Source organism: Solidesulfovibrio magneticus RS-1 (assembly GCF_000010665.1).
Lineage (GTDB): Bacteria > Desulfobacterota > Desulfovibrionia > Desulfovibrionales > Desulfovibrionaceae > Solidesulfovibrio > Solidesulfovibrio magneticus.
This window is the reverse complement of the sequence record NC_012796.1, coordinates 1,230,710-1,247,811: the sequence shown is the minus strand read 5'-3', so window position 1 is coordinate 1,247,811 and position 17,102 is coordinate 1,230,710. Positions and strand designations below refer to the sequence as shown.

The window sequence follows — 17,102 nt, the reverse complement described above, 5'->3', positions numbered from 1 at the left end:
CGTGGACGCAACGAACATGCTGTCCCCGATGCCCCAGGATCGGCCATGGCGATGACGCGCGCCGTGAAAAAAGGCCTGCGTCTGGCCATTGCCAGCGGCAAGGGCGGCACGGGCAAGACCACCGTAACCGCCGCCCTGGCCAGCATCTGGAGCCAGGCCCTGTGCCGGCCGGTGGTGGCCGTGGACTGCGACGTCGAGGAACCCAACCTGCACCTGTTTTTGCGCCCGGTCATCCGCCGGGCCGAGACGGCCAAGCTCGAAGTCCCCATGGTGGCCGAGGCCGCCCTGTGCGCCGATTGCGCGGCCTGCCGGGAGCTGTGCCAGTTCGGCGCGGTCACGGTCATGGCCGGCAAACCGCTGGTTTTCCCGGAGATGTGCCACGGCTGCGGCGGCTGTCTGGCCGTGTGCCCCACCGGCGTCCTGGTCGCCGGCTCCCGCGAGCTTGGCCGCATCGAGGAAGGCGCTACCGAGACGGCCAGCTATCTGGCCGGGCGGCTGCGCATTGGCGAGGCCCAAAGCCCGCCGCTCATTCGCGCCGTGCTGGCTCGCCTGAACAAGGTCGCCGAACCCGGCGCGGACGTGCTCATCGACGCCCCGCCCGGGGTGAGCTGTCCGGCCGTGACCACCGTGTCCGGGGCCGACGCCGTGCTGCTGGTGGCCGAACCCACGCCCTTTGGCATCCACGATTTCGAGCTGGCCGTGGAGGCGTTCACGCCGCTTCACAAGCCCATGGCCGTGGTCATCAACCGCTCCGGCCCGGGCACGCCCGAACTGCTGGCCCTGTGCCGGGGGCACAACCTGCCCGTTCTGGCCGAAATCGCCAGCGACCGGACCGTGGCCGAGACCTATGCCCGGGGCGGGCTGCTCCACGAAGCCGGGGCCCACTACCGGGCCGTGTGCTTCGCCTTGGCTCGATCCCTGGCCGAGCTGCCCCAAACCGCCCGGGAGGCCGCCCATGCCTGAGATCGTGGTCCTAAGCGGCAAGGGCGGGGCCGGCAAAACCTCCGTGACGGCTGCCTTTGCCGCCCTGAGCCGCAACGCCGTCCTGTGCGACCTCGACGTAGACGCCCCGGACCTGCACATCCTGCTGGCCCCGCGAGGTTCCCGGCGCGAACCCTTCGTGGCCGGCCATCTGGCCGCCATCGACCCGGCGCGCTGCGACGGCTGCGGCGAATGCGCCGCCCGCTGCCGCTACGGGGCCGTGTCCGCCGCCGACCGCGACCGATTCGTTATTAACCCGGCCCACTGCGAAGGCTGCAAGGTCTGCGTCGTCCTGTGCCCGAGGCAGGCCATCCTGTTCACCCCCCGCACCTGCGGCGTCTCGGCCGTGTCCGACACCCGCTACGGCCCCTTTGTCCACGCCCGTCTCGATCCCGGCGCAGAAAATTCCGGCCGGCTGGTCGCCCTGCTGCGCCAAAAGGCCAAGGCCCTGGCCAAGGAGCAAGGCCGCGACCTGATCCTTGCCGACGGCGCGCCGGGCATTGCCTGTCCCGTGGTCAGCTCCATAACCGGCGCGACCTTGGCCGTGCTGGTCACCGAGCCGACCCCGTCAGGCAGCCACGATCTCGGCCGGGTGGCTACGCTTTGCGACCACTTCAAGCTGCCCACGGCCGTGCTCCTCAACAAGGCCGACCTCAACCCCGACGAGGCCGCCCGCATCGAGGACGCCTGCCGCGACGCCGGCCGGCCCATCGTCGGCCGGCTGCCCTACAGCCCGGACGTGACCGCCGCCATGGCCGCCCGGCAAACCCTCACCGAATACGGCGGCCCCCTGGCCGACGCCCTGGCCGAGGCCTGGGCCAATGTCCTTAATCTGGCCGCCGCCCCCAAACCCCAACGCAACCCGTTTTAACCCAAAGGAACAAGCCCCATGGAAACTATCCGCCTCGCCATCCCCTCCGCCGCCCCCGGCGGCCTTGACTGCGAACTCGGCGCGCACTTCGGCCACTGCGACTGCTACACCGTGGTGGATGTGGCCGACGGCCGCGTGGCCGCCGTCAATACTCTGCCCAACGTCCCCCACGTCCACGGCGGCTGCATGGCCCCGGTGGAACACCTGGCCGGCCATGGCGTGGGCGCCCTGGTCGCCGGCGGCATGGGCCTGCGGCCGCTCATGGGCTTTGCCCAGGTCGGCATCACCGTCTACCACGGCGGCCCGGCCGCCTCGGTGGGACAGGCCGTGGAAGCTTTCCTGGCCGGTTCGCTCACCCCCTTTAGCCGCAACCAAACCTGCGGCGGCGGTTGCGAGAATTAAGCGCGCCTCCGGCGGCCAGGAGAGGCGCTGCCTCTCCTGGACCTCTCCGCCGGGGGCCTTAGGCCCCCGGACCCCCAACATGGTGTATGGGAAGGCATGTTACAGCGTCGGCGGGTGCGTGGAAAAACACGGCCGGCGGCTGTTCCTGGAGAAAAATGCCGATTTATGAGATTGTTTGCGACGCTTGCTCCTATGCCGGCGAAACCATCACGCCGGGGGCCACCGATACGCCGACCTGCCCCGTCTGCGGCGCGCCGGCCCGAAAGCTCATGGCGGCCACCAGCAGCCTGACCGGCAAGTCAGGACCATCCCGGCCCGGCCCCTCGGACCACGGCTGCTGCGGCTCCCGGCCCGGCCAGGCCAGCGGTTGCGCCGGACCCGGCACGTGTTGCGGCAAGGCAGGGGCATGATGCGCCATATCTGTGTGGCTTCCACCAATCCCGAGGCCCTGGCCCCGTTTATCGCCGCCCTGGCCCAGGCCGGCTGCGCCGTGGACTGTCTGCCCACGGCCGCCGCCACCGCCTCGGCCGTGCGGGAGAAAGCCCCGGACCTGTGCGTGGTCGATAGCGACCTGCCCGACAGCGACGCCTTTGCCCTGGTGGCCGGGTTGCTTGAGATCGATGCCCGGGTCACCTCGGCCGTGATCTCATCCCTGTCCGACGAAGCCTTTCACGACATCGGCGAAGGCCTGGGCATCCTCCTGCGCCTGCCCCCCGCCCCCGGACCGGCCGAAGCCGTCCGGCTGCTGACCGCCCTGGAGGCCATCAGCTAGGGCCGCATCACAAATTTACCCGAGGCGCACGCGGACGTTGGCCGGGCGAGAGGTTCCATGCCCGCCCCCACCCTGAACGCGGTCCCGGCAAACGGGCCAAGGAGACGACATATGGCCGGTTTCACGATGCTGCTCAAACTGCTGACCGGCGCGGCCGTGGGCGGCGCGGGCATGGGGTCGGGCCTGGGCCGCATGGCCGGCCAGGGGCTGGCCAAGGGCCTTATCGGTTCGGCTGCCCGAGGGCTTGGCGGCGGTAAAAGCGGCATGGGCGGGGGCATGGGCAGCGGCAAAGGACGCGGCCAGAGCGGCGGACAAGGCGGCGGGCAGGGCCGTTGCGGTTGCGGCCAAGGCGGTGCCCAGGCAGAGACCGGCGAACAGCTGGTCAAGATCGTGGAACTGGTGGCCAAACGCCTGGCCGAGCGCAATGCCGGCCAGAGCGCGCCGGCCCTGGCGGCCGAGGACAAGCCCACGTTGCCGGCTTCAGCCCGCACGACCTTGAGCCTTGCCGTCGTCGAACCCGAAAACGCCGCCCCGACCATTGAGGTGCGGGCCGTGCCCATGGCCGCTTATGCCTGCCGGATGTGTGGCCGGCGCATTGCCGTGGCCGCCGACGATCCCATCGCCGATCCCCGCTGCCCGCAGTGCGGCGGCCCCATGGACGCGGCCCCCGAGGCGTAAACATGAACACGCCGGGAGGGGGTGCCCTCCCGGCGTGTTGCACGAAATCCGTTCCATCCTCTCCCCGGACTGCTCCAATGCCTCACCCCAGGACCGATGACGGCGGCGGTCAGTCCGCCGGCCGGGGGATGGCCGCGCCCCGTTTTCCCCCGTGAGGCCTAGGGCACGATCCAGGCTTCAATGAATGGCCGGGCCTTGTCGGCCGTGGCCGGGCGGCTGGGCTGGGACAGACGGCCGGCGTTGACAGCCAGCATGTCCACGTAGGGCGCGGGATTGGTCAGTTGCGGGGCCAGTCCGGCGGCGCGCAGGTATTCGCGGCCCATGAAGGCCACGCCCCAGGGGCTGGGATGGATACCTTCGGGCATGATGGCCTCGCCGCCAAGCTCCGCGGTCAAGGCGGCCTTGAAAGCGTCCATGCGCGGGCGCAGGTCGAGCAGCGTCACCTTGCCCTTGCTGTCCGGCAAGGCGGCCAGCTTGGCGGCGGCGGCGCGAAGGGCCTGGTTATGGCTGCGCTTTCCCTCGGGAACCTTCGAGGGGAAAAGCGCCTCGAAACGAAACGCCTCGGCCGGTACGCCCATGATGGAGCCGTCCGGGATGGCGTCGAACATGTCGCACAGGATGACGGCGGCCCCGACGTTTTCCAGCACCGCCCGGCCAAGGGCCAGCCAGTTGGCTTCGTAGGCGTCGGGGTCCTGGCCGTGGAAACCGGCGTCTTCAAGGATGACCACATCGCCGTCGCGGATGACGCCGTCCTTGGCCAGCGCGGTCAGTTTGGCGGCCCGGGCTTCCACTTCCTTGGGAAAAGGCTGCCCCAGCGCCCCGCCGTAGGCGGCAACCAGCCGGGCTGCAGGCACGGTGTCGCCGCCGTCGGGCGTGTCGAGCAGGCCGGCGGCCGCGAACTGGAAATTCATGGACGAGGCCAGGGAATGCATGGGCCACAGCGGATCGGTCCCCTTGCCCTTGGGTTTTTCCTGGTCGCGCATGAGTTCGGCCATGGCCGAAACCATATAGGCATGATCGTTGGCGTTTTCCTTGATGGCCGAGAAATCGACCTCGGTGAGGCTGCACAACATGACCACCGAGTCGCCGAAAATAAAGACCACCCGGCCATAGGCGTCGCGGTTGGCGACGATCTGTGTAAACACCGGATCGGGCGGAAATTCCTCGGCACGGCCGCTGGCCGTCCCCAGCAACAGGGCGGCCAGCCCCAGCAGGACCAGGCGCGGCAGGAAGCGGATGGACTGGAGCATGGGGCACTCCCCCCTAGCGCAGACGGCTTTTGAAAAAGTTATGCAAGGCCAGATCCAGTCGGGCAAAAAACCAGCCGCCGACCGCTACCGCGCCCAAACCCAAAAAAGCTCGGGCATTATCCAGAGGCCAGCCCAGGGTGTAGACCATGATGGAAAAGACCGCCGACAGGATGACGGCGTGGATCAAATAATAGGCATAGGCATAGTCGCCGAAATTGGACACGGCGATGAGGAAGGGATGGCGCACATAGTCTTCAAGCTTGACCACGGCGAACAAGGTCGCCGCCGTGCACAGGCTCCAGGGACCGATTTCGCTTAAGGACTTGATGACGCCCAGGGGCCGGTTCCAGCCCCAGGCCACGGTAAAGACGGAGCAGGCCACGAGGATGCCCACGGCCAGGGCCGGATGCATCGGGCCGGTACGCTTTTGCAGGTAATAGACCAGGGCGCCGGTGATGAAATAGAGGTTGTAGCCGGCGAAAAGCACCGTGCGCCAGGTGTTGAAGACATAGCCCTCGCGCAGGCCGAAAGCCAGATAGGCGACGATCACGGCCAAGCCCCATATAACGAGGAAAGCCGGGAAATAGCGTCGCAGCCGGGGCGCGGCAAAGGGCGCGATGACGATATAATAGACGATCTCATAAATGAGGGTCCACTCCACCCGAAGCGGCAGATCGGCCGGCCCCACCGGCAGCAGGGAGGCGGCGGCGAAAAGCTCCTTGCCGGGCAGCTTGCCCCACATGAGATAGCCGACAATGACCGATATGGCCACGCCGCACCAGTAAGTCGGATAGACGCGCAACAACCGCCGAGGCAGAAAGTTGCGGTAGCCGATGTCGATGAGGAAGGCCATGATGAAGCCGGAGATGCTGAAAAACGGCAAGGCAACAGCCATGAACGCATCTGGGACCAGGTTGAAGACGGTGTCCGTCTGCCCGCCATAAATGAAGAGATACGCCCTCACATGCAGATAGAGGACCATGGACATGAAAACAATGCGGAGAATCTGAATGGAATAGTAGCGCATGCCGGTTCTGTTATCTCCCAGTGCGAGGTAAAGGGGCGAGCCAGGGCACGACGTGGAGGCGTCCCGGCACGATGCTATCCGTAAGGGCTTTTTTGCGAGAAGGCCACTAAAATCGGCTCAGACACGACGCTTTGCGGCCGGGCATTGGCGCGCCGGACCGCCGGGCAGAGCCGGACCAAGGATGCGGCGCACAGGTGGGGCGGCGCGCGGCGGCGCGTTTCGGTTACGCCGGTCAGGTGCAAACGGACGCGGCGGAGCCAGGATGCTGCGCCGTACGTGCGCCTGGCGGAGGGGCCGACGTTGTGACGTTGCGACGCGGAGCCTGGTCACGCCGCGCGCAGATACGCCCCAAGCGGATGTCCGGCAAAATCAGACGCCTTCGGCCCGGGCGGCGGCGGCGCGGGCCTCGTCGTGGCGGCCCTGGGCGGCCAGGGCCCGGGACAGCTCCACCCAGAATTCCCGGCGCTCCGGCCGCAGGGCCACGGCCTGCCGGGCCATGGCCTCGGCAATGGCCGGGTCCTCGCCCTCGGTCAGATAGACCCGGGCCATGAGTTGCAGGGCAAAGGCGTCCTTGGGATCGCGCAAAAGGGCCTGGTGCAGATGTTCTCTCGCCTCGTCGAGCTGGCCGCGAGCGAAGGCCAACCGGGCCAGATGGCGCAGGGTCGGGGCGGCCGGACCGCCGGCGGCCAGGGCCCGGCGGTAATATTTGAGGGCCTCGGCAAAACGCCGGTTCTCCTCGGCCATGCGGCCCAGACGCAGCAGACTCGACACATGGGCCGGGTCGGCCCGCAGGCACTTCTGAAACGCGGCCCGGGCGGCGGCGGCCTCGCCCTGGCGCATCAGCACGCAGCCAAGGTTATACAGGGCCATGGCGTTTTTGGGTTCGCCCCGGATGACCCGCTCGAACTCGGCCCGGGCCTGGGGCAACCGGCCCAGCCGCGCCAGACAGATGCCCAGCGAATTGCGGGCCAGGGCGTTTTTCTCGTCAGCCAGCAAGGCCTGCTTGTATTCTTCCATGGCGGCGTAGACGTCGCCTATGGCGAAATGGCGGTCGCCGCTGACGGTGAGCGACAGGGAGTCGAACACGGCCAGACGCGGGCCGGTCGGCAACAACAGGGCATGGTCCAGGGCCTTGCGGCAGTTCTCGGCCACGTCGCTTCGGGCATGGTCCAGGCAGGGATGGCCGGCCACGCCCACGGCGGCGTCGAGCTCCAACTCGGCCCGCAGGGCAGCCAGGAGCCGGCCGGCCGGTTCGGCCAGGGCGGCGGGGTCGATCCCTGGCACGAAAAAGACCAGTTTGGAAGCGCTGAAGCGCCCGCCCACGGCCTCGTGGCCGAAGACCCGGCGGCACAGCCCGGCCGCGGCGGCCATGTCGGCCTCGGCCGGCCGGCCGGCCCGGCGTCTGGCCGGCGGATCGGCCAGTTGGATGAGGACCTGGGAAAAAACGGCGTTTTTCTCCCGAGCCTGGGCGGTGGCGCGCTGAAAATCCCGGTAGGGGTACAGGCCCGAGGCCGGATCGCGGCGGGGCGCGCCGGTAGCGTCAGCGGCATCGCCCTCCTCGGCCTCGGGAATAAGGGCCAGCCGGTCGCCGGGTTCCAGGGGCAGATGGGGGTCGGCCAGATGGAGCACCTCGGCAAAGGCCATGTCCTCCACCACCTCGGCCAGGACGATCTCGCCCTTGACCGCCGCCGGGCTGCGGCCGCTCAGGCGGCCGCCGTCGGCCCCGCGCACGTCCACCTCGCGCTCCAGGCGCGGCGACCAGACGAGAAACCGCTGGCCCGGCTCGGCGTCCACCCAGCGGCCCAGGCTCACGGCCGCCCGGGCGAGCGGCAGGGTTTCGAGCACCACCCCGCCCTCGGCCAAAATGCGACTGTAGGCCATGGCCTGGTCGCGGCCCAGATCCTTGGCCACGGCCAGGCCCTTTTTGGCTTTGTGGACAAGCAGCCTGGCCTGCTCGGCCGGCGAGGCCGCGAACTGGCCGCCGCGCACGTCCTGGGGATAACTCACGCAGCCGGCGCTGGCGGTCAGCGAAAGCGATTCGCCCGTGGCCGGAATGGGAAACGGCGTGCGCCCGAGCTCGGCCAGCAGGGCCTCGGCCGCCTCCCGGCAGCGCGCGGCCGAAGCGCCCGGCAAAAAGACCGCGAAAAGATCGTCGTGGAGCCGGGCGGCCAGCCCGCCCTCCGGCGTGGCCCCGGCCACGGCCGCCCCGGCCCGGGCCAGCACGTCCTCGGCCATGAGAAACCCGAACCGACCGGCCACCCGGCTGAACCGGTCGAGGTCAGCCACGATGAGGCCGAAACCGCCCCGGCAGGCGGACAGGGGCAAATCGCCCAGACTGTCGCCGCCGGGCAGGATGCGCTGCTGCACGGCCTCGATCTCCCGGGAAAGCGCCGCCAAAAGCGCCTCCCCGGTGGCCAAACCGGTGACAGGATCAGCCACGGCGGCCAGGCGCAGGCGCAACTGGTCTAGGGCCATGGCGGCGATGCGGGGAAGCAGGGAGAGCAGCGCGCGGCGTCCGCCAAGGCTGGCCCCGCGGGCCACGAAGACGCCCAGCAGCCGGCCGTCCTCGGCCAGGGGGATCATGACCTTGCGCTCGGTGGGCAGATGGGCCGCCAGCCCCAGGTCCGGCCCGAAGGCGTCGGCCAGGGCGTCGCCGGGCTTGGGAAAATACAGGCTGTGGGTCTTGAAGGCCAGAAACCGGGAGAACACGTCGCGCAGGGCGTGCTCGTTGGCGATAAGCTCTCGTTGGGTCAAGGCAGGCGCGGCCATGGCGTTCTCCCATATGGTGAAATAGGCCGGCCACCTGTAGCGCCCCCGGCCAGGGAAAACAAGGCCGGCCGGCCCCTTGACGGCAGCCGCCGGGCGCGGCATCCCCAAGGGCGGGCCAAACCCGCCAAGCGCCACCGGAGGCTTCCCATGGATATACTCGCCTTTCCCCTCGGACCCCTGGAAACCAACTGCTATCTGGCCATGGCCGGCACAGCCGCCCTGGCCGTGGACCCGGGCGGCAATCCCGGCGTCGTCCTCGACCAGATCGACAAACGCGGGCTGACCCTCGAAGCCATCTGCCTCACCCACCTGCACTGCGACCACCTCTACGGCGTGGCCGCCCTGGCCAAGGCCACCGGAGCCAAGGTCTGGGCCGGGGCCGAGGACGCCATGCTCATGGAAACCGAACTTGGCCGGGGCGGGCTTATGGGCCTGCCCATGGTCGACGGCTTCGACTGGGCGCCGGTTGCGCCCGGCGAGGCGACCATCGCCGGGGAGCCCTGCCGGGTGTTGGCCACCCCGGGCCATTCCCCGGGCAGCCGGTCGTTTTATTTCCCGGGGGCCGGGGCGGTCTTCGTCGGCGATCTGCTCTTTTACCGCTCCATTGGTCGCACCGACTTTGCCGGCGGCGACTACGACGTGCTCATCAAGTCCGTGGTCACCGAGATCTTCCCCCTGCCCGAAAAGACCCTGGTCTATCCCGGCCACGGCCCGGCCACCACGGTGGGCGACGAGAAGCGCCACAACCCGTTTTTCTCGGAGTTCGCCCGGTGACGGCCGGACCACCGGTCGTTTTTCTGTGCGGTCCCCGGGCCGGCGGCAATTCCGACGCCGCCGGCCGGGCCTTTGCCGCCGGTCTGGCCCGGGCCGGGCACGCGCCCCGGCTCATCGCCCTGCGCGACCACAGCTTCGCGCCCTGCCGGGGCTGCGGGGCCTGCGCCGGACCGGCCCATCGTTGCGTTCTGGACCGGCCCGGCGACGCCGCCGCCGAGCTGTTCGCCGCCCTGGACGCCGCGCCCGTAGCCGCCTTTGCCGCGCCCATCTACTTTTACCATGTGCCAGCGCTTTTCAAGGCCTTCATCGACCGGGCCCAGCGCCGCTACGAGGTCCGACAGGCCCAGGGCGCGGGCGAAACCCCGGACCGGCTGGCCTATCCCCTGCTGGTGGCCGGCCGGCCGCGCGGTGAGCGGCTCTTTGAAGGCGCGCTCATCACGCTCAAATACTTCCTGTGGCCCTTCGGCTTTCTGCCCGGCCCGGCCACCCTGCTGCGGGGGCTGGACGCCCCGGACGACCTGGCCGGCGACGCCCAGGCCCTGGCCGCCATCGAGGCCGCCGGCGAAGCGGCGGCTGTTTTCCTCGGCGACCAGCCGTGACCGACGGGACCGGCCCGATGCCCGGCCTGACCGCCCTGCTGCGTCGCCTCGGCCGGCGGCTCCTGGCCGCCTGCGACCGCTGCCAGGCCTGCCAGGGGCTGTTGCCCGCCCACGTCGCCCTGCCCCTGTGTCCGGCCTGCCGGGACCGTCTGGCCCCGCGCCTGGGCGGATTTTGCCCGCGCTGCGGGGCCATGGGCCAGGACGCTGCCGCCACGCCCGGACTGTGCCTGGACTGCCGGCAAGGCAGCCGGCCCTGGGACGGATTTGCCTTCCACGGCCGCTACGAGGGCCTGCTGCGCGAACTCGTGCTGGGGTTCAAATTCCACGGCCGCCTGGGCCAGGGCCGGCTGCTGGCCGGCTTCCTGGCCGCCGCCTGGCGGCGGGCCGCCGCCAGCAATGGTCCAGGCAGCCCGGACGCGACGCCCGACCTCCTCGTGCCCACGCCCCTGCATCCCCGTCGCCTGGCCTGGCGCGGCTTCAACCAAAGCCTGGAACTGGCCCGGCTGCTTGGCCGGGAAATCGGCGCGCCGCTGGCTCCCCAGGCCCTGGTCCGCCTGCGCGACACCGTGCCCCAAAGCTCGCTGCCGGGCCGGGAGCGGCGCACCAACCTGACCGGCGCTTTCGCCGCCGACCCGGCCCAGGTGGCCGGACGCCGCGTGCTGCTCATCGACGACGTCATGACCACCGGAGCCACGGTGGAAACCGCCGCCCAGGCCCTGCGCCGAGCCGGCGCGGTGCGGGTGGACGTGGCCGTGGCGGCGCGGTGAGGGGTAAACGATGAGCAAATCAGGAGGAATGCCTTGTATGTTTCCCCATCGAGGTTAGCTTGATGGGGTCAAGGGGACGATAGGTCGAAATTGCCTTGAGTTTTAAGCTCGAGCCGGAGCCATGATCGTCGTCCCCTTCTTCCATGAAGCCCGAACCGTTGCTTGGGCTAAGAGCCCGTATCACAAGGCTGGGTACTGGAGGAATGTACATGGCTGCTGACTGTTTCATCGGAATTGATGTCTCTAAGGAAACTCTTGCTGTCCACACGCTTCCTGACGGAAATGACTTTCAATTTGTTAACGACCCCGATGGTATAAAAGCTATCTGCAGGAAATTTTCAAAATTTCGTCCAAAGCTTATTATCATCGAGGCGACTGGCGGCCTTCAAATTCCTGTTGCCACGGCATTGAGTCTCAAGAAATTCCCCGTTGTAGTCATCAATCCCCGCCAGGCTCGGGATTTTGCGCGAGCTAAAGGACGGCTGGCTAAAACAGACAAGATTGACGCTGAGATTCTTGCTCTTTTTGGCAAGCAGATGGAGCCTGAAGTACGCCCTCTGAAGGACGAGCAAGCGCAAGAAATGAGTTCGCTAATGTCCAGGCGCAACCAACTCATTCGAATGCTTGTCATGGAAAAAAATCGTTTTACTCGTGCTTATGGCTCGGTAAGAGCAGATATAGAGAAGAATATTGACTGGCTTGAGGAACGATTGTCTGAGATCGACACGCATCTTGGCACAGTAGTACGAGCGAGTCCGATTTGGCGTGAGCGAGACAATTTGCTCCGGAGCGTCCCTGGAGTCGGAGATGTCCTATCAAGGTCGCTCCTTTCCAATCTGCCTGAGCTTGGAACGTTGAATCGTCGGGAGATCGCTGCTCTTGTTGGGGTTGCCCCTTTGAATTGTGACAGCGGAAAGCGTCGAGGAAAACGTCGTGTATGGGGAGGTCGAAGTGATGTTCGATCTGTATTATATATGGCTGTCTTGTCAGCTAAAAAATACAATCCCGTCATACGTGATTTTTACAATCGCCTCAAGGAAGCCGGCAAACCACATAAAGTCGCCGCAGTTGCTTCGATGCGAAAGTTGATAACGATTTTGAATGCAATGGTGCGATCCGGGCAACCGTGGGGACAGTACGCACACGCGGCGTAGATCCCTGATTATCGGTTGACTCAGAACACCGTTGCTCCGGCGGCCGGGGGGATAATCCCCCCGGACCCCCTGAAGGGGGAGGCTTACGCCAGGTCAGCCGGCAGGGTCAGGGGCAGGCGCACCCTAAAGATCGTGCCGACCTCGCGGTTGGAGACGAAATCCGCCCGGCCGCCCAGGTAGCGCTCGGTCAAGAGCTTGATGGAATAGGTGCCAAGGCCCCGGCCAACGCCCTTGGTGGAAAACGACCGGCTGAAAATCCGCATTTGCACGCTGCGGGGAATGACCCCGGCGTTTTGCACGGAAAATTCCACGGCGTCGGCCAGGGCGCGGCTGCCCAGGCGGATCTCGCCGCCGGCCGGCGTGGCCTCCAGGGCGTTTTTCACCATGTTGCCGACCACCCGCCGCAACAGCACCGGGTCGGAATGGAACACCACCTCGGAACAGACGTTTTCCACCACGATGCGCCGGTCCCGGGCCTGCTCGCCGCCCTGGAAGGTGGCCGCCACCACGTCGAGAATGTCGTCGCTGCGAAGCGGCGTGCAATTGGTCTCCAGTTCGTTGGTCTCGGCGGCCAGCAGCTGCTTTTGATAGATGATCTCGTCGGTGAGCTGGGACACGGCCCGGTGGATCAGCCTGGCGTCGGCCTGCAATTCCTCCGGGACTTCCTCGGCCAAAAACTCCAAAAGCCCTTGGACGCCGCCCACGGTGTTGAGCATGTCGTGAAAAAACAGGCGCTCCAGGGTGCGGCGGCGCTTTTCGTGGCTCACGTCGTTGATGGAAAAGATGAGGTAGGGTTCGGCGTCGAGATGGACCGAGGCCGAGGAAACGCGCAGGTCCAGCGCCTCGATGCCCGAGCCGGTGTCGCGGTTGATGGCGCACTCCTGGACATTGTCCGTACCGGCAAGGCCAAGCAGTATGGAGCGCACCGCGCCGCAGTGGGCGCAAAACTCGCTGGTGCCGCAGCCGCCCGGATGCTCGTCGGCGTGGACGCAACGAAAGGCCTCGCCCGGCCGCTTGCCCAGGGCCTCCCGGATGTCGGCGATGCCCAGCACGTCGGCGAACTTGCGATTGCCATGCACCACCTGGCGATGCCGGTTGAGCACCATGGCGATGATGGGCATGGCGTTTAAGACCAAGGGGATGGCGTGCTGGGACAGCACCGCGAACTGTCGGTCGATGTCTTCCGGGCAGGCCCGTTCGGACGGCGCGAAGCAGGTGGGGTCTTTGGCATCGGCCATGGGACGACTCCTGACGATGGGACGGTGAGACTGCTGCGCCCTGCATCATTCAGAAGTCCGACCCGAATGTAAAGCCCCAAGCGGTGCGGGGCCGCCCCGGCCCCGGGCGCATCAGGAACTGTCGGTGGTCGTGGCCTGGCTGGCCACGAGATACCCGATAAGCGCCGAGTTGAGGATGCTTCCCGGCGTGCCGTTGGCCGCGGCCGTGGCCGATCCGGCGGCAAAGGCCGACGTCGGCGTGGTCGAAACCGTGGGCGCGGTGACGCCCGAGGTGTCCAGCCCAAGCGACGTCATGAGGGTCTTCATGGAATCGGTGAGACTGGCCGCCTGAGCATTGAGGGCGTTGGCTCCGCTGGTGATGGCCGACATCCAGGCGGCCGAGGCGTTGGAGGCCATCTTGGCGGCGCTGGCCAGCATGGACTTGATGCTGGCGGCGGCATTGGAAATATTGGTCTTCTGTGCGGCCAGGGTGTCTGAGGCCAGACTGTCGAGGGTGGTCGAGGTGGCCGTGGGCAAGGTCAACCCGGACAGTTCGCTGTAGAGGGAGTCCAGGGCCTCCTGACGTTCCGTTTCCGTGGTCGCCCCGGCCAGGGCCGTATTATAGTTTGTATAGGCGTCGAAATACTGGAACTGTACGCTCGACTGGACTTCGGACGGCACCAAGCTCTTCATGGTGGCGTTGAAACTTGCCTGGGCTTCGGCAATGTCCTTGCTGCGCGTGGCCGAAGAGCTCGCATTGGCTTGGGCGGAGCTCAGCTTGGCGCTGGCCAGGCTGTACTGATAGGCCCAATTGACGACGTCGTTGGTGGCGGCTGATGTGGCCATGGGGAAGCCTCCGGGCGGCAAGTTCGGCCCTTCTCCACCGGGAGAGGACCCTTTGGCCCTTCATTGAGCAATTCCCCTGCCATCCGGTTTATTCTCGCAACACACTAATATCCCACATGAAGTCTCTTTTGGCTGGCGGCAGATTTTGCCGGCCGGCCGGCTGGACGGCCGCCGGCGTCACCGAGTCTCCACACGACCGACACGCCCCTTTCAAATGTCCCGGGCAAAAGGCGACCATGCGGTTCCCGGGAGCGTCCCGGGAAACTCCACCAACCGACGCCAACGGAGCGACGCCATGGGACATCTCGACGTGGACCGGATCAGTGAAGTGCTGCGCGACATGCTGGAAACCCTCAAAGGCAAGTCCCGGGACTCCCTGGGACTCATGGCCCGGGAAGAAACGGCCTGCCCCGACGCCGTGGACCGGGCGGCGGCCGAGTCCGACCGCCACATGGCGCTGATTATGGGCGAGCGCGACCGCCAGCTCATCAGTGAAATCCACGAGGCCCTGGCCCGGGTCAAGGACGGGGAATACGGCATCTGCCAGGAGTGCGGCGAGGAGATCGGCCTGGCCCGGCTGCGCGTCCAGCCCACGGCCACCCTGTGCGTCCACTGCAAGTCGCTGCTCGAAGACATGGGGCGGCCCTACATGCAGGGCGGCCGGGCCGAGTCCGCGTTTCTCGAAGAATAGGCCGGCGTTTGCCGGCCGCTTCATTTCCGGCCGGGGAGCGTCAGGCGGGCCAGCCCGCCGCCGTCCGGGCCGCGTTCCAAGGTGAGCGCGCCGCCCATTTCCTCGGCCCGCCGCCGGGCTATGGTCAACCCCATGCCCACGCCCACGGCCTTGGTGGTAAAAAAGGGGTCAAAAGCATAGGGCAGGACGTGGTCGGCCGGCCCGGGGCCGTTGTCGGCAACCGTTAGCGTCACGCCCTCGTCCTGGTGGGCGCAAGCCAGGGCCACCCGCGCCCCGCCTTGTGGGGCGGCTTCCAGGGCGTTGGCGCATAGCGCCGCCAGGATGGCGATCAGCATGGCCGCGTCGGCCCGCACGTTCCCTTTCGGGCCGTCCAGACCCGCCGTTTCCAGCCGGCCCGCCCCGCCCGTGGCCGCGAGGGCTTCGGCAAAGGCCCGGTCGGCCAACTCGGCCAGATCACAGGGGGCCATGGCCGGATTCTCCCGCCGGGCGTAGTCCGATACCGCCCGCACCACGGCCTCCAGCCGCCTGGCCCCGTCCAGGATCATGGACAGGACCTCGGCCTCGGGATCGCCCTCCCCTTTCCCCCGCAACAGCCGGCCCGTGAAACCGCCGATGACCATGAGCGGATTGCGGATCTGGTGGGCCACGGCCAGGGAAAACCGGACAAGCCCCTCGATGCGCTCCTTCTGGGCGGCCTGGACGCCCAGGAGCCGGTCGCGGTCGCGTTCGTGGAGGCGGTAGATCTCGGTGACGTCGGTGATCTCGATGAGGATGCCGAAGATTTTTTCGTTTTCCAGCAGCAGCGACCCCGACAGGCGATAGCGCCGCAACTGGCCGTCGGGATGGGCGTAGGCGATGGCCAAGGGCTCGGGCTTTTGGCCGTGTTTGATGGGCGCGGCCAGGAACCGGGCCAGGCGGCGGGGGGCGTCGGCCCGGGCCACCAGGGCGGCCGATGCGGCCGGATCAGCCAGTTCCCGGCGGCTGACCCCGAGCAGCCGGCAGGCGGCCTCGTTGGCGGCGTAGACCAGCCCCCGAATGTTGCAGATGACCACGCCGGCCGAAAAACTTTCCAGCAGATCGTGAAAGTAGGTCGAGTGGGCAAAGGTGAGCATGGCGGCCCCGGCTGGCAAGGGTGGAACGTGTCCGCACCATGGGCCAGAGGCGTTACGGCCGTATGACGCGGCCCGACCGACGCTTTTGTCGCCCGCAGCCACGATTTTGTCGACCAGGCGTGCCTTGCCGACGACAGCCAGCCGACAATATTGAATAAAAAATCTGGACCGGTATTTGCTTTTCCCCGGACATGGACACCATCGACACCTGCTACGGCCCCCTGCCCATCGAAGGCCTCGTGGAACGCCGCCCGGACGGCGGCGTACGCGCGGCCTTTCTCGCCGCCCCGGCCGCCCTGGCCACGTCCATCGGCCGGCTTGTGCCCCAGCACACCATCGACGACGCCCGGCGCATGACCAAGCCGCCCGTCACCTTCCACGACAACGGCCAGGTCCGCAGCCTGCCGCTGGAAACCCGTACCGTGGTGGAAACCCCGGCCGGGCCGCTGCCGGCGGAACTGGTCACCTTCCACGACAACGGGGCCGTGGCCCGGGTGTTCCCCTTAAACGGCAAACTCTCCGGCTACTGGACCGAAGCCGACGAGGCCGGGCTGGCCGAAACCCTCCCCCTGGCCACGCCCGTGGGGCGGCTTAGCGCCAAATGGCTGGCCGTGGCCTTCGACCCCAAGGGCCGCCTGCGAAGCCTGACCCTGTGGCCCGGCGAGGAACTGCCCGTGCCCACTCCCTGCGGCCAACTGCCCGTCCGCCTGGGACTCAGTTTCCATCCCGGCGGAACCCTGCGCTCCATCGAGCCGGCCCGGCCCGTGGAAGCGCCAACCCTGGCCGGGCCGGTCTGGGCCTTTGATCCCGACGCCGTGGGCATCGCCGGCGACGACAACTCCCTGGCCTTCACCCCGGACGGGGAAACCTCCCGTCTGGCCACGGTGCGCACGGCCGTGGCGGTGCGCCTGCCCGACGGCTCGCGCCGCGAACTCGCCCCCAAGGTGCGCGACAGCATCTGCGGCGACGGCGACCACGAACTGACCCCCCTGGTCCTGACCTTCTCCCCGGACGCCGTGACCGCCGCCCACGGCTGCGCCAAACCCTTCGCGGTCATTCCCAAAACCGGCGCCCACTTCACGGCCCGGCCCTTTGTCTCGGCCTTTGCTGTGTCCTTTGTTCCTAAACAATGTTCCATGTAGACCGGTTTTCCTTGACGAGTCCCCCTTTGCGACTGATATAAGAGACCATC

At 67.7% G+C, this 17,102-nt stretch carries 18 protein-coding genes; 12 read left to right on the top strand and 6 right to left on the bottom strand.

The window, feature by feature from the left end:
- The first annotated feature begins 45 nt into the window (after positions 1-45).
- From DMR_RS05120 to DMR_RS05095, 6 genes are all read left to right on the top strand, one after another.
- Entirely contained in the window at positions 46-963 is a 918-nt protein-coding gene (locus DMR_RS05120; protein WP_148208365.1) for a 4Fe-4S dicluster domain-containing protein, read from the top strand.
- Positions 956-1,852, top strand: a complete 897-nt coding sequence (locus DMR_RS05115; RefSeq protein WP_015859842.1) for an ATP-binding protein — start codon at positions 956-958, stop codon at positions 1,850-1,852. The genes DMR_RS05120 and DMR_RS05115 overlap by 8 nt, the downstream gene beginning before the upstream one ends.
- 18 nt (positions 1,853-1,870) lie before the next feature.
- Positions 1,871-2,254 carry a NifB/NifX family molybdenum-iron cluster-binding protein gene (locus tag DMR_RS05110; RefSeq protein ID WP_015859841.1) on the top strand — a complete coding sequence of 128 codons (384 nt, stop codon included), beginning with the start codon at positions 1,871-1,873 and terminating at the stop codon, positions 2,252-2,254.
- 155 nt (positions 2,255-2,409) lie between these two features.
- Positions 2,410-2,664, top strand: coding sequence for an FmdB family zinc ribbon protein (locus DMR_RS05105; RefSeq protein WP_015859840.1), 255 nt, complete (start codon positions 2,410-2,412; stop codon positions 2,662-2,664).
- Positions 2,661-3,026, top strand: coding sequence for a hypothetical protein (locus DMR_RS05100; RefSeq protein WP_232502880.1), 366 nt, complete (start codon positions 2,661-2,663; stop codon positions 3,024-3,026). Before DMR_RS05105 ends, DMR_RS05100 begins: the two co-directional genes overlap by 4 nt.
- A gap of 111 nt (positions 3,027-3,137) precedes the next feature.
- Complete coding sequence (locus tag DMR_RS05095) at positions 3,138-3,704, top strand: hypothetical protein (protein ID WP_043600121.1); 567 nt, start codon at positions 3,138-3,140, stop codon at positions 3,702-3,704.
- Positions 3,705-3,862: 158 nt separating this feature from the next.
- Here the strand turns inward: DMR_RS05095 and DMR_RS05090 are convergent, their stop codons facing one another.
- From DMR_RS05090 to DMR_RS05080, 3 genes are all read right to left on the bottom strand, one after another.
- A complete protein-coding gene (locus DMR_RS05090; protein ID WP_015859837.1) occupies positions 3,863-4,954 on the bottom strand; it encodes a hypothetical protein in 1,092 nt (363 codons plus the stop codon).
- Positions 4,955-4,967: 13 nt separating this feature from the next.
- Entirely contained in the window at positions 4,968-5,981 is a 1,014-nt protein-coding gene (locus DMR_RS05085) for an acyltransferase family protein (protein ID WP_015859836.1), read from the bottom strand.
- A 369-nt stretch (positions 5,982-6,350) separates the two neighbouring features.
- Positions 6,351-8,750: a tetratricopeptide repeat-containing diguanylate cyclase gene (locus DMR_RS05080; RefSeq protein WP_043601515.1), complete on the bottom strand. Its 2,400-nt coding sequence runs from the start codon at positions 8,748-8,750 to the stop codon at positions 6,351-6,353.
- A gap of 147 nt (positions 8,751-8,897) precedes the next feature.
- On the opposite strand from DMR_RS05080, the gene DMR_RS05075 reads away from it, so the two are divergent.
- From DMR_RS05075 to DMR_RS23170, 4 genes are all read left to right on the top strand, one after another.
- Complete coding sequence (locus DMR_RS05075; RefSeq protein ID WP_015859834.1) at positions 8,898-9,524, top strand: MBL fold metallo-hydrolase; 627 nt, start codon at positions 8,898-8,900, stop codon at positions 9,522-9,524.
- Positions 9,521-10,123, top strand: coding sequence for a flavodoxin family protein (locus DMR_RS05070; protein WP_015859833.1), 603 nt, complete (start codon positions 9,521-9,523; stop codon positions 10,121-10,123). The genes DMR_RS05075 and DMR_RS05070 overlap by 4 nt, the downstream gene beginning before the upstream one ends.
- A 17-nt stretch (positions 10,124-10,140) precedes the next feature.
- Positions 10,141-10,890, top strand: coding sequence for a ComF family protein (locus tag DMR_RS05065; RefSeq protein WP_015859832.1), 750 nt, complete (start codon positions 10,141-10,143; stop codon positions 10,888-10,890).
- Between the two features lie 209 nt (positions 10,891-11,099).
- Entirely contained in the window at positions 11,100-12,044 is a 945-nt protein-coding gene (locus DMR_RS23170; protein WP_148208341.1) for an IS110 family transposase, read from the top strand.
- 83 nt (positions 12,045-12,127) lie between these two features.
- Here the strand turns inward: DMR_RS23170 and DMR_RS05055 are convergent, their stop codons facing one another.
- Together DMR_RS05055 and DMR_RS05050 are read right to left on the bottom strand one after the other, a co-directional pair.
- On the bottom strand, positions 12,128-13,282 hold the full coding sequence (locus DMR_RS05055; RefSeq protein WP_015859831.1) for a sensor histidine kinase: 1,155 nt from the start codon (positions 13,280-13,282) through the stop codon (positions 12,128-12,130).
- 111 nt (positions 13,283-13,393) lie between these two features.
- Positions 13,394-14,107, bottom strand: a complete 714-nt coding sequence (locus DMR_RS05050) for a hypothetical protein (RefSeq protein WP_015859830.1) — start codon at positions 14,105-14,107, stop codon at positions 13,394-13,396.
- A 295-nt stretch (positions 14,108-14,402) separates the two neighbouring features.
- On the opposite strand from DMR_RS05050, the gene DMR_RS05045 reads away from it, so the two are divergent.
- Positions 14,403-14,798 carry a TraR/DksA family transcriptional regulator gene (locus DMR_RS05045; protein ID WP_015859829.1) on the top strand — a complete coding sequence of 132 codons (396 nt, stop codon included), beginning with the start codon at positions 14,403-14,405 and terminating at the stop codon, positions 14,796-14,798.
- A 20-nt stretch (positions 14,799-14,818) separates the two neighbouring features.
- On the opposite strand, the gene DMR_RS05040 is transcribed toward DMR_RS05045, so the two are convergent.
- On the bottom strand, positions 14,819-15,910 hold the full coding sequence (locus tag DMR_RS05040; RefSeq protein WP_015859828.1) for an ATP-binding protein: 1,092 nt from the start codon (positions 15,908-15,910) through the stop codon (positions 14,819-14,821).
- A gap of 191 nt (positions 15,911-16,101) precedes the next feature.
- Between DMR_RS05040 and DMR_RS05035 the strand changes: the two genes are divergently transcribed.
- Entirely contained in the window at positions 16,102-17,052 is a 951-nt protein-coding gene (locus tag DMR_RS05035; RefSeq protein WP_015859827.1) for a hypothetical protein, read from the top strand.
- Positions 17,053-17,102 lie beyond the last annotated feature (50 nt).

Coding starts and splice junctions, on each gene's coding strand:
- DMR_RS05100 (WP_232502880.1), top strand. CDS start 2,661: ATGATGCGCCATATCTGTGTGGCTTCCACCAATCCCGAGGCCCTGGCC.
- DMR_RS05055 (WP_015859831.1), bottom strand. CDS start 13,282: ATGGCCGATGCCAAAGACCCCACCTGCTTCGCGCCGTCCGAACGGGCC.
- DMR_RS05065 (WP_015859832.1), top strand. CDS start 10,141: ATGCCCGGCCTGACCGCCCTGCTGCGTCGCCTCGGCCGGCGGCTCCTG.
- DMR_RS05075 (WP_015859834.1), top strand. CDS start 8,898: ATGGATATACTCGCCTTTCCCCTCGGACCCCTGGAAACCAACTGCTAT.
- DMR_RS05105 (WP_015859840.1), top strand. CDS start 2,410: ATGCCGATTTATGAGATTGTTTGCGACGCTTGCTCCTATGCCGGCGAA.
- DMR_RS05120 (WP_148208365.1), top strand. CDS start 46: ATGGCGATGACGCGCGCCGTGAAAAAAGGCCTGCGTCTGGCCATTGCC.
- DMR_RS05050 (WP_015859830.1), bottom strand. CDS start 14,107: ATGGCCACATCAGCCGCCACCAACGACGTCGTCAATTGGGCCTATCAG.
- DMR_RS05085 (WP_015859836.1), bottom strand. CDS start 5,981: ATGCGCTACTATTCCATTCAGATTCTCCGCATTGTTTTCATGTCCATG.
- DMR_RS23170 (WP_148208341.1), top strand. CDS start 11,100: ATGGCTGCTGACTGTTTCATCGGAATTGATGTCTCTAAGGAAACTCTT.
- DMR_RS05110 (WP_015859841.1), top strand. CDS start 1,871: ATGGAAACTATCCGCCTCGCCATCCCCTCCGCCGCCCCCGGCGGCCTT.
- DMR_RS05080 (WP_043601515.1), bottom strand. CDS start 8,750: ATGGCCGCGCCTGCCTTGACCCAACGAGAGCTTATCGCCAACGAGCAC.
- DMR_RS05045 (WP_015859829.1), top strand. CDS start 14,403: ATGGGACATCTCGACGTGGACCGGATCAGTGAAGTGCTGCGCGACATG.
- DMR_RS05115 (WP_015859842.1), top strand. CDS start 956: ATGCCTGAGATCGTGGTCCTAAGCGGCAAGGGCGGGGCCGGCAAAACC.
- DMR_RS05035 (WP_015859827.1), top strand. CDS start 16,102: ATGGACACCATCGACACCTGCTACGGCCCCCTGCCCATCGAAGGCCTC.
- DMR_RS05095 (WP_043600121.1), top strand. CDS start 3,138: ATGGCCGGTTTCACGATGCTGCTCAAACTGCTGACCGGCGCGGCCGTG.
- DMR_RS05040 (WP_015859828.1), bottom strand. CDS start 15,910: ATGCTCACCTTTGCCCACTCGACCTACTTTCACGATCTGCTGGAAAGT.
- DMR_RS05090 (WP_015859837.1), bottom strand. CDS start 4,954: ATGCTCCAGTCCATCCGCTTCCTGCCGCGCCTGGTCCTGCTGGGGCTG.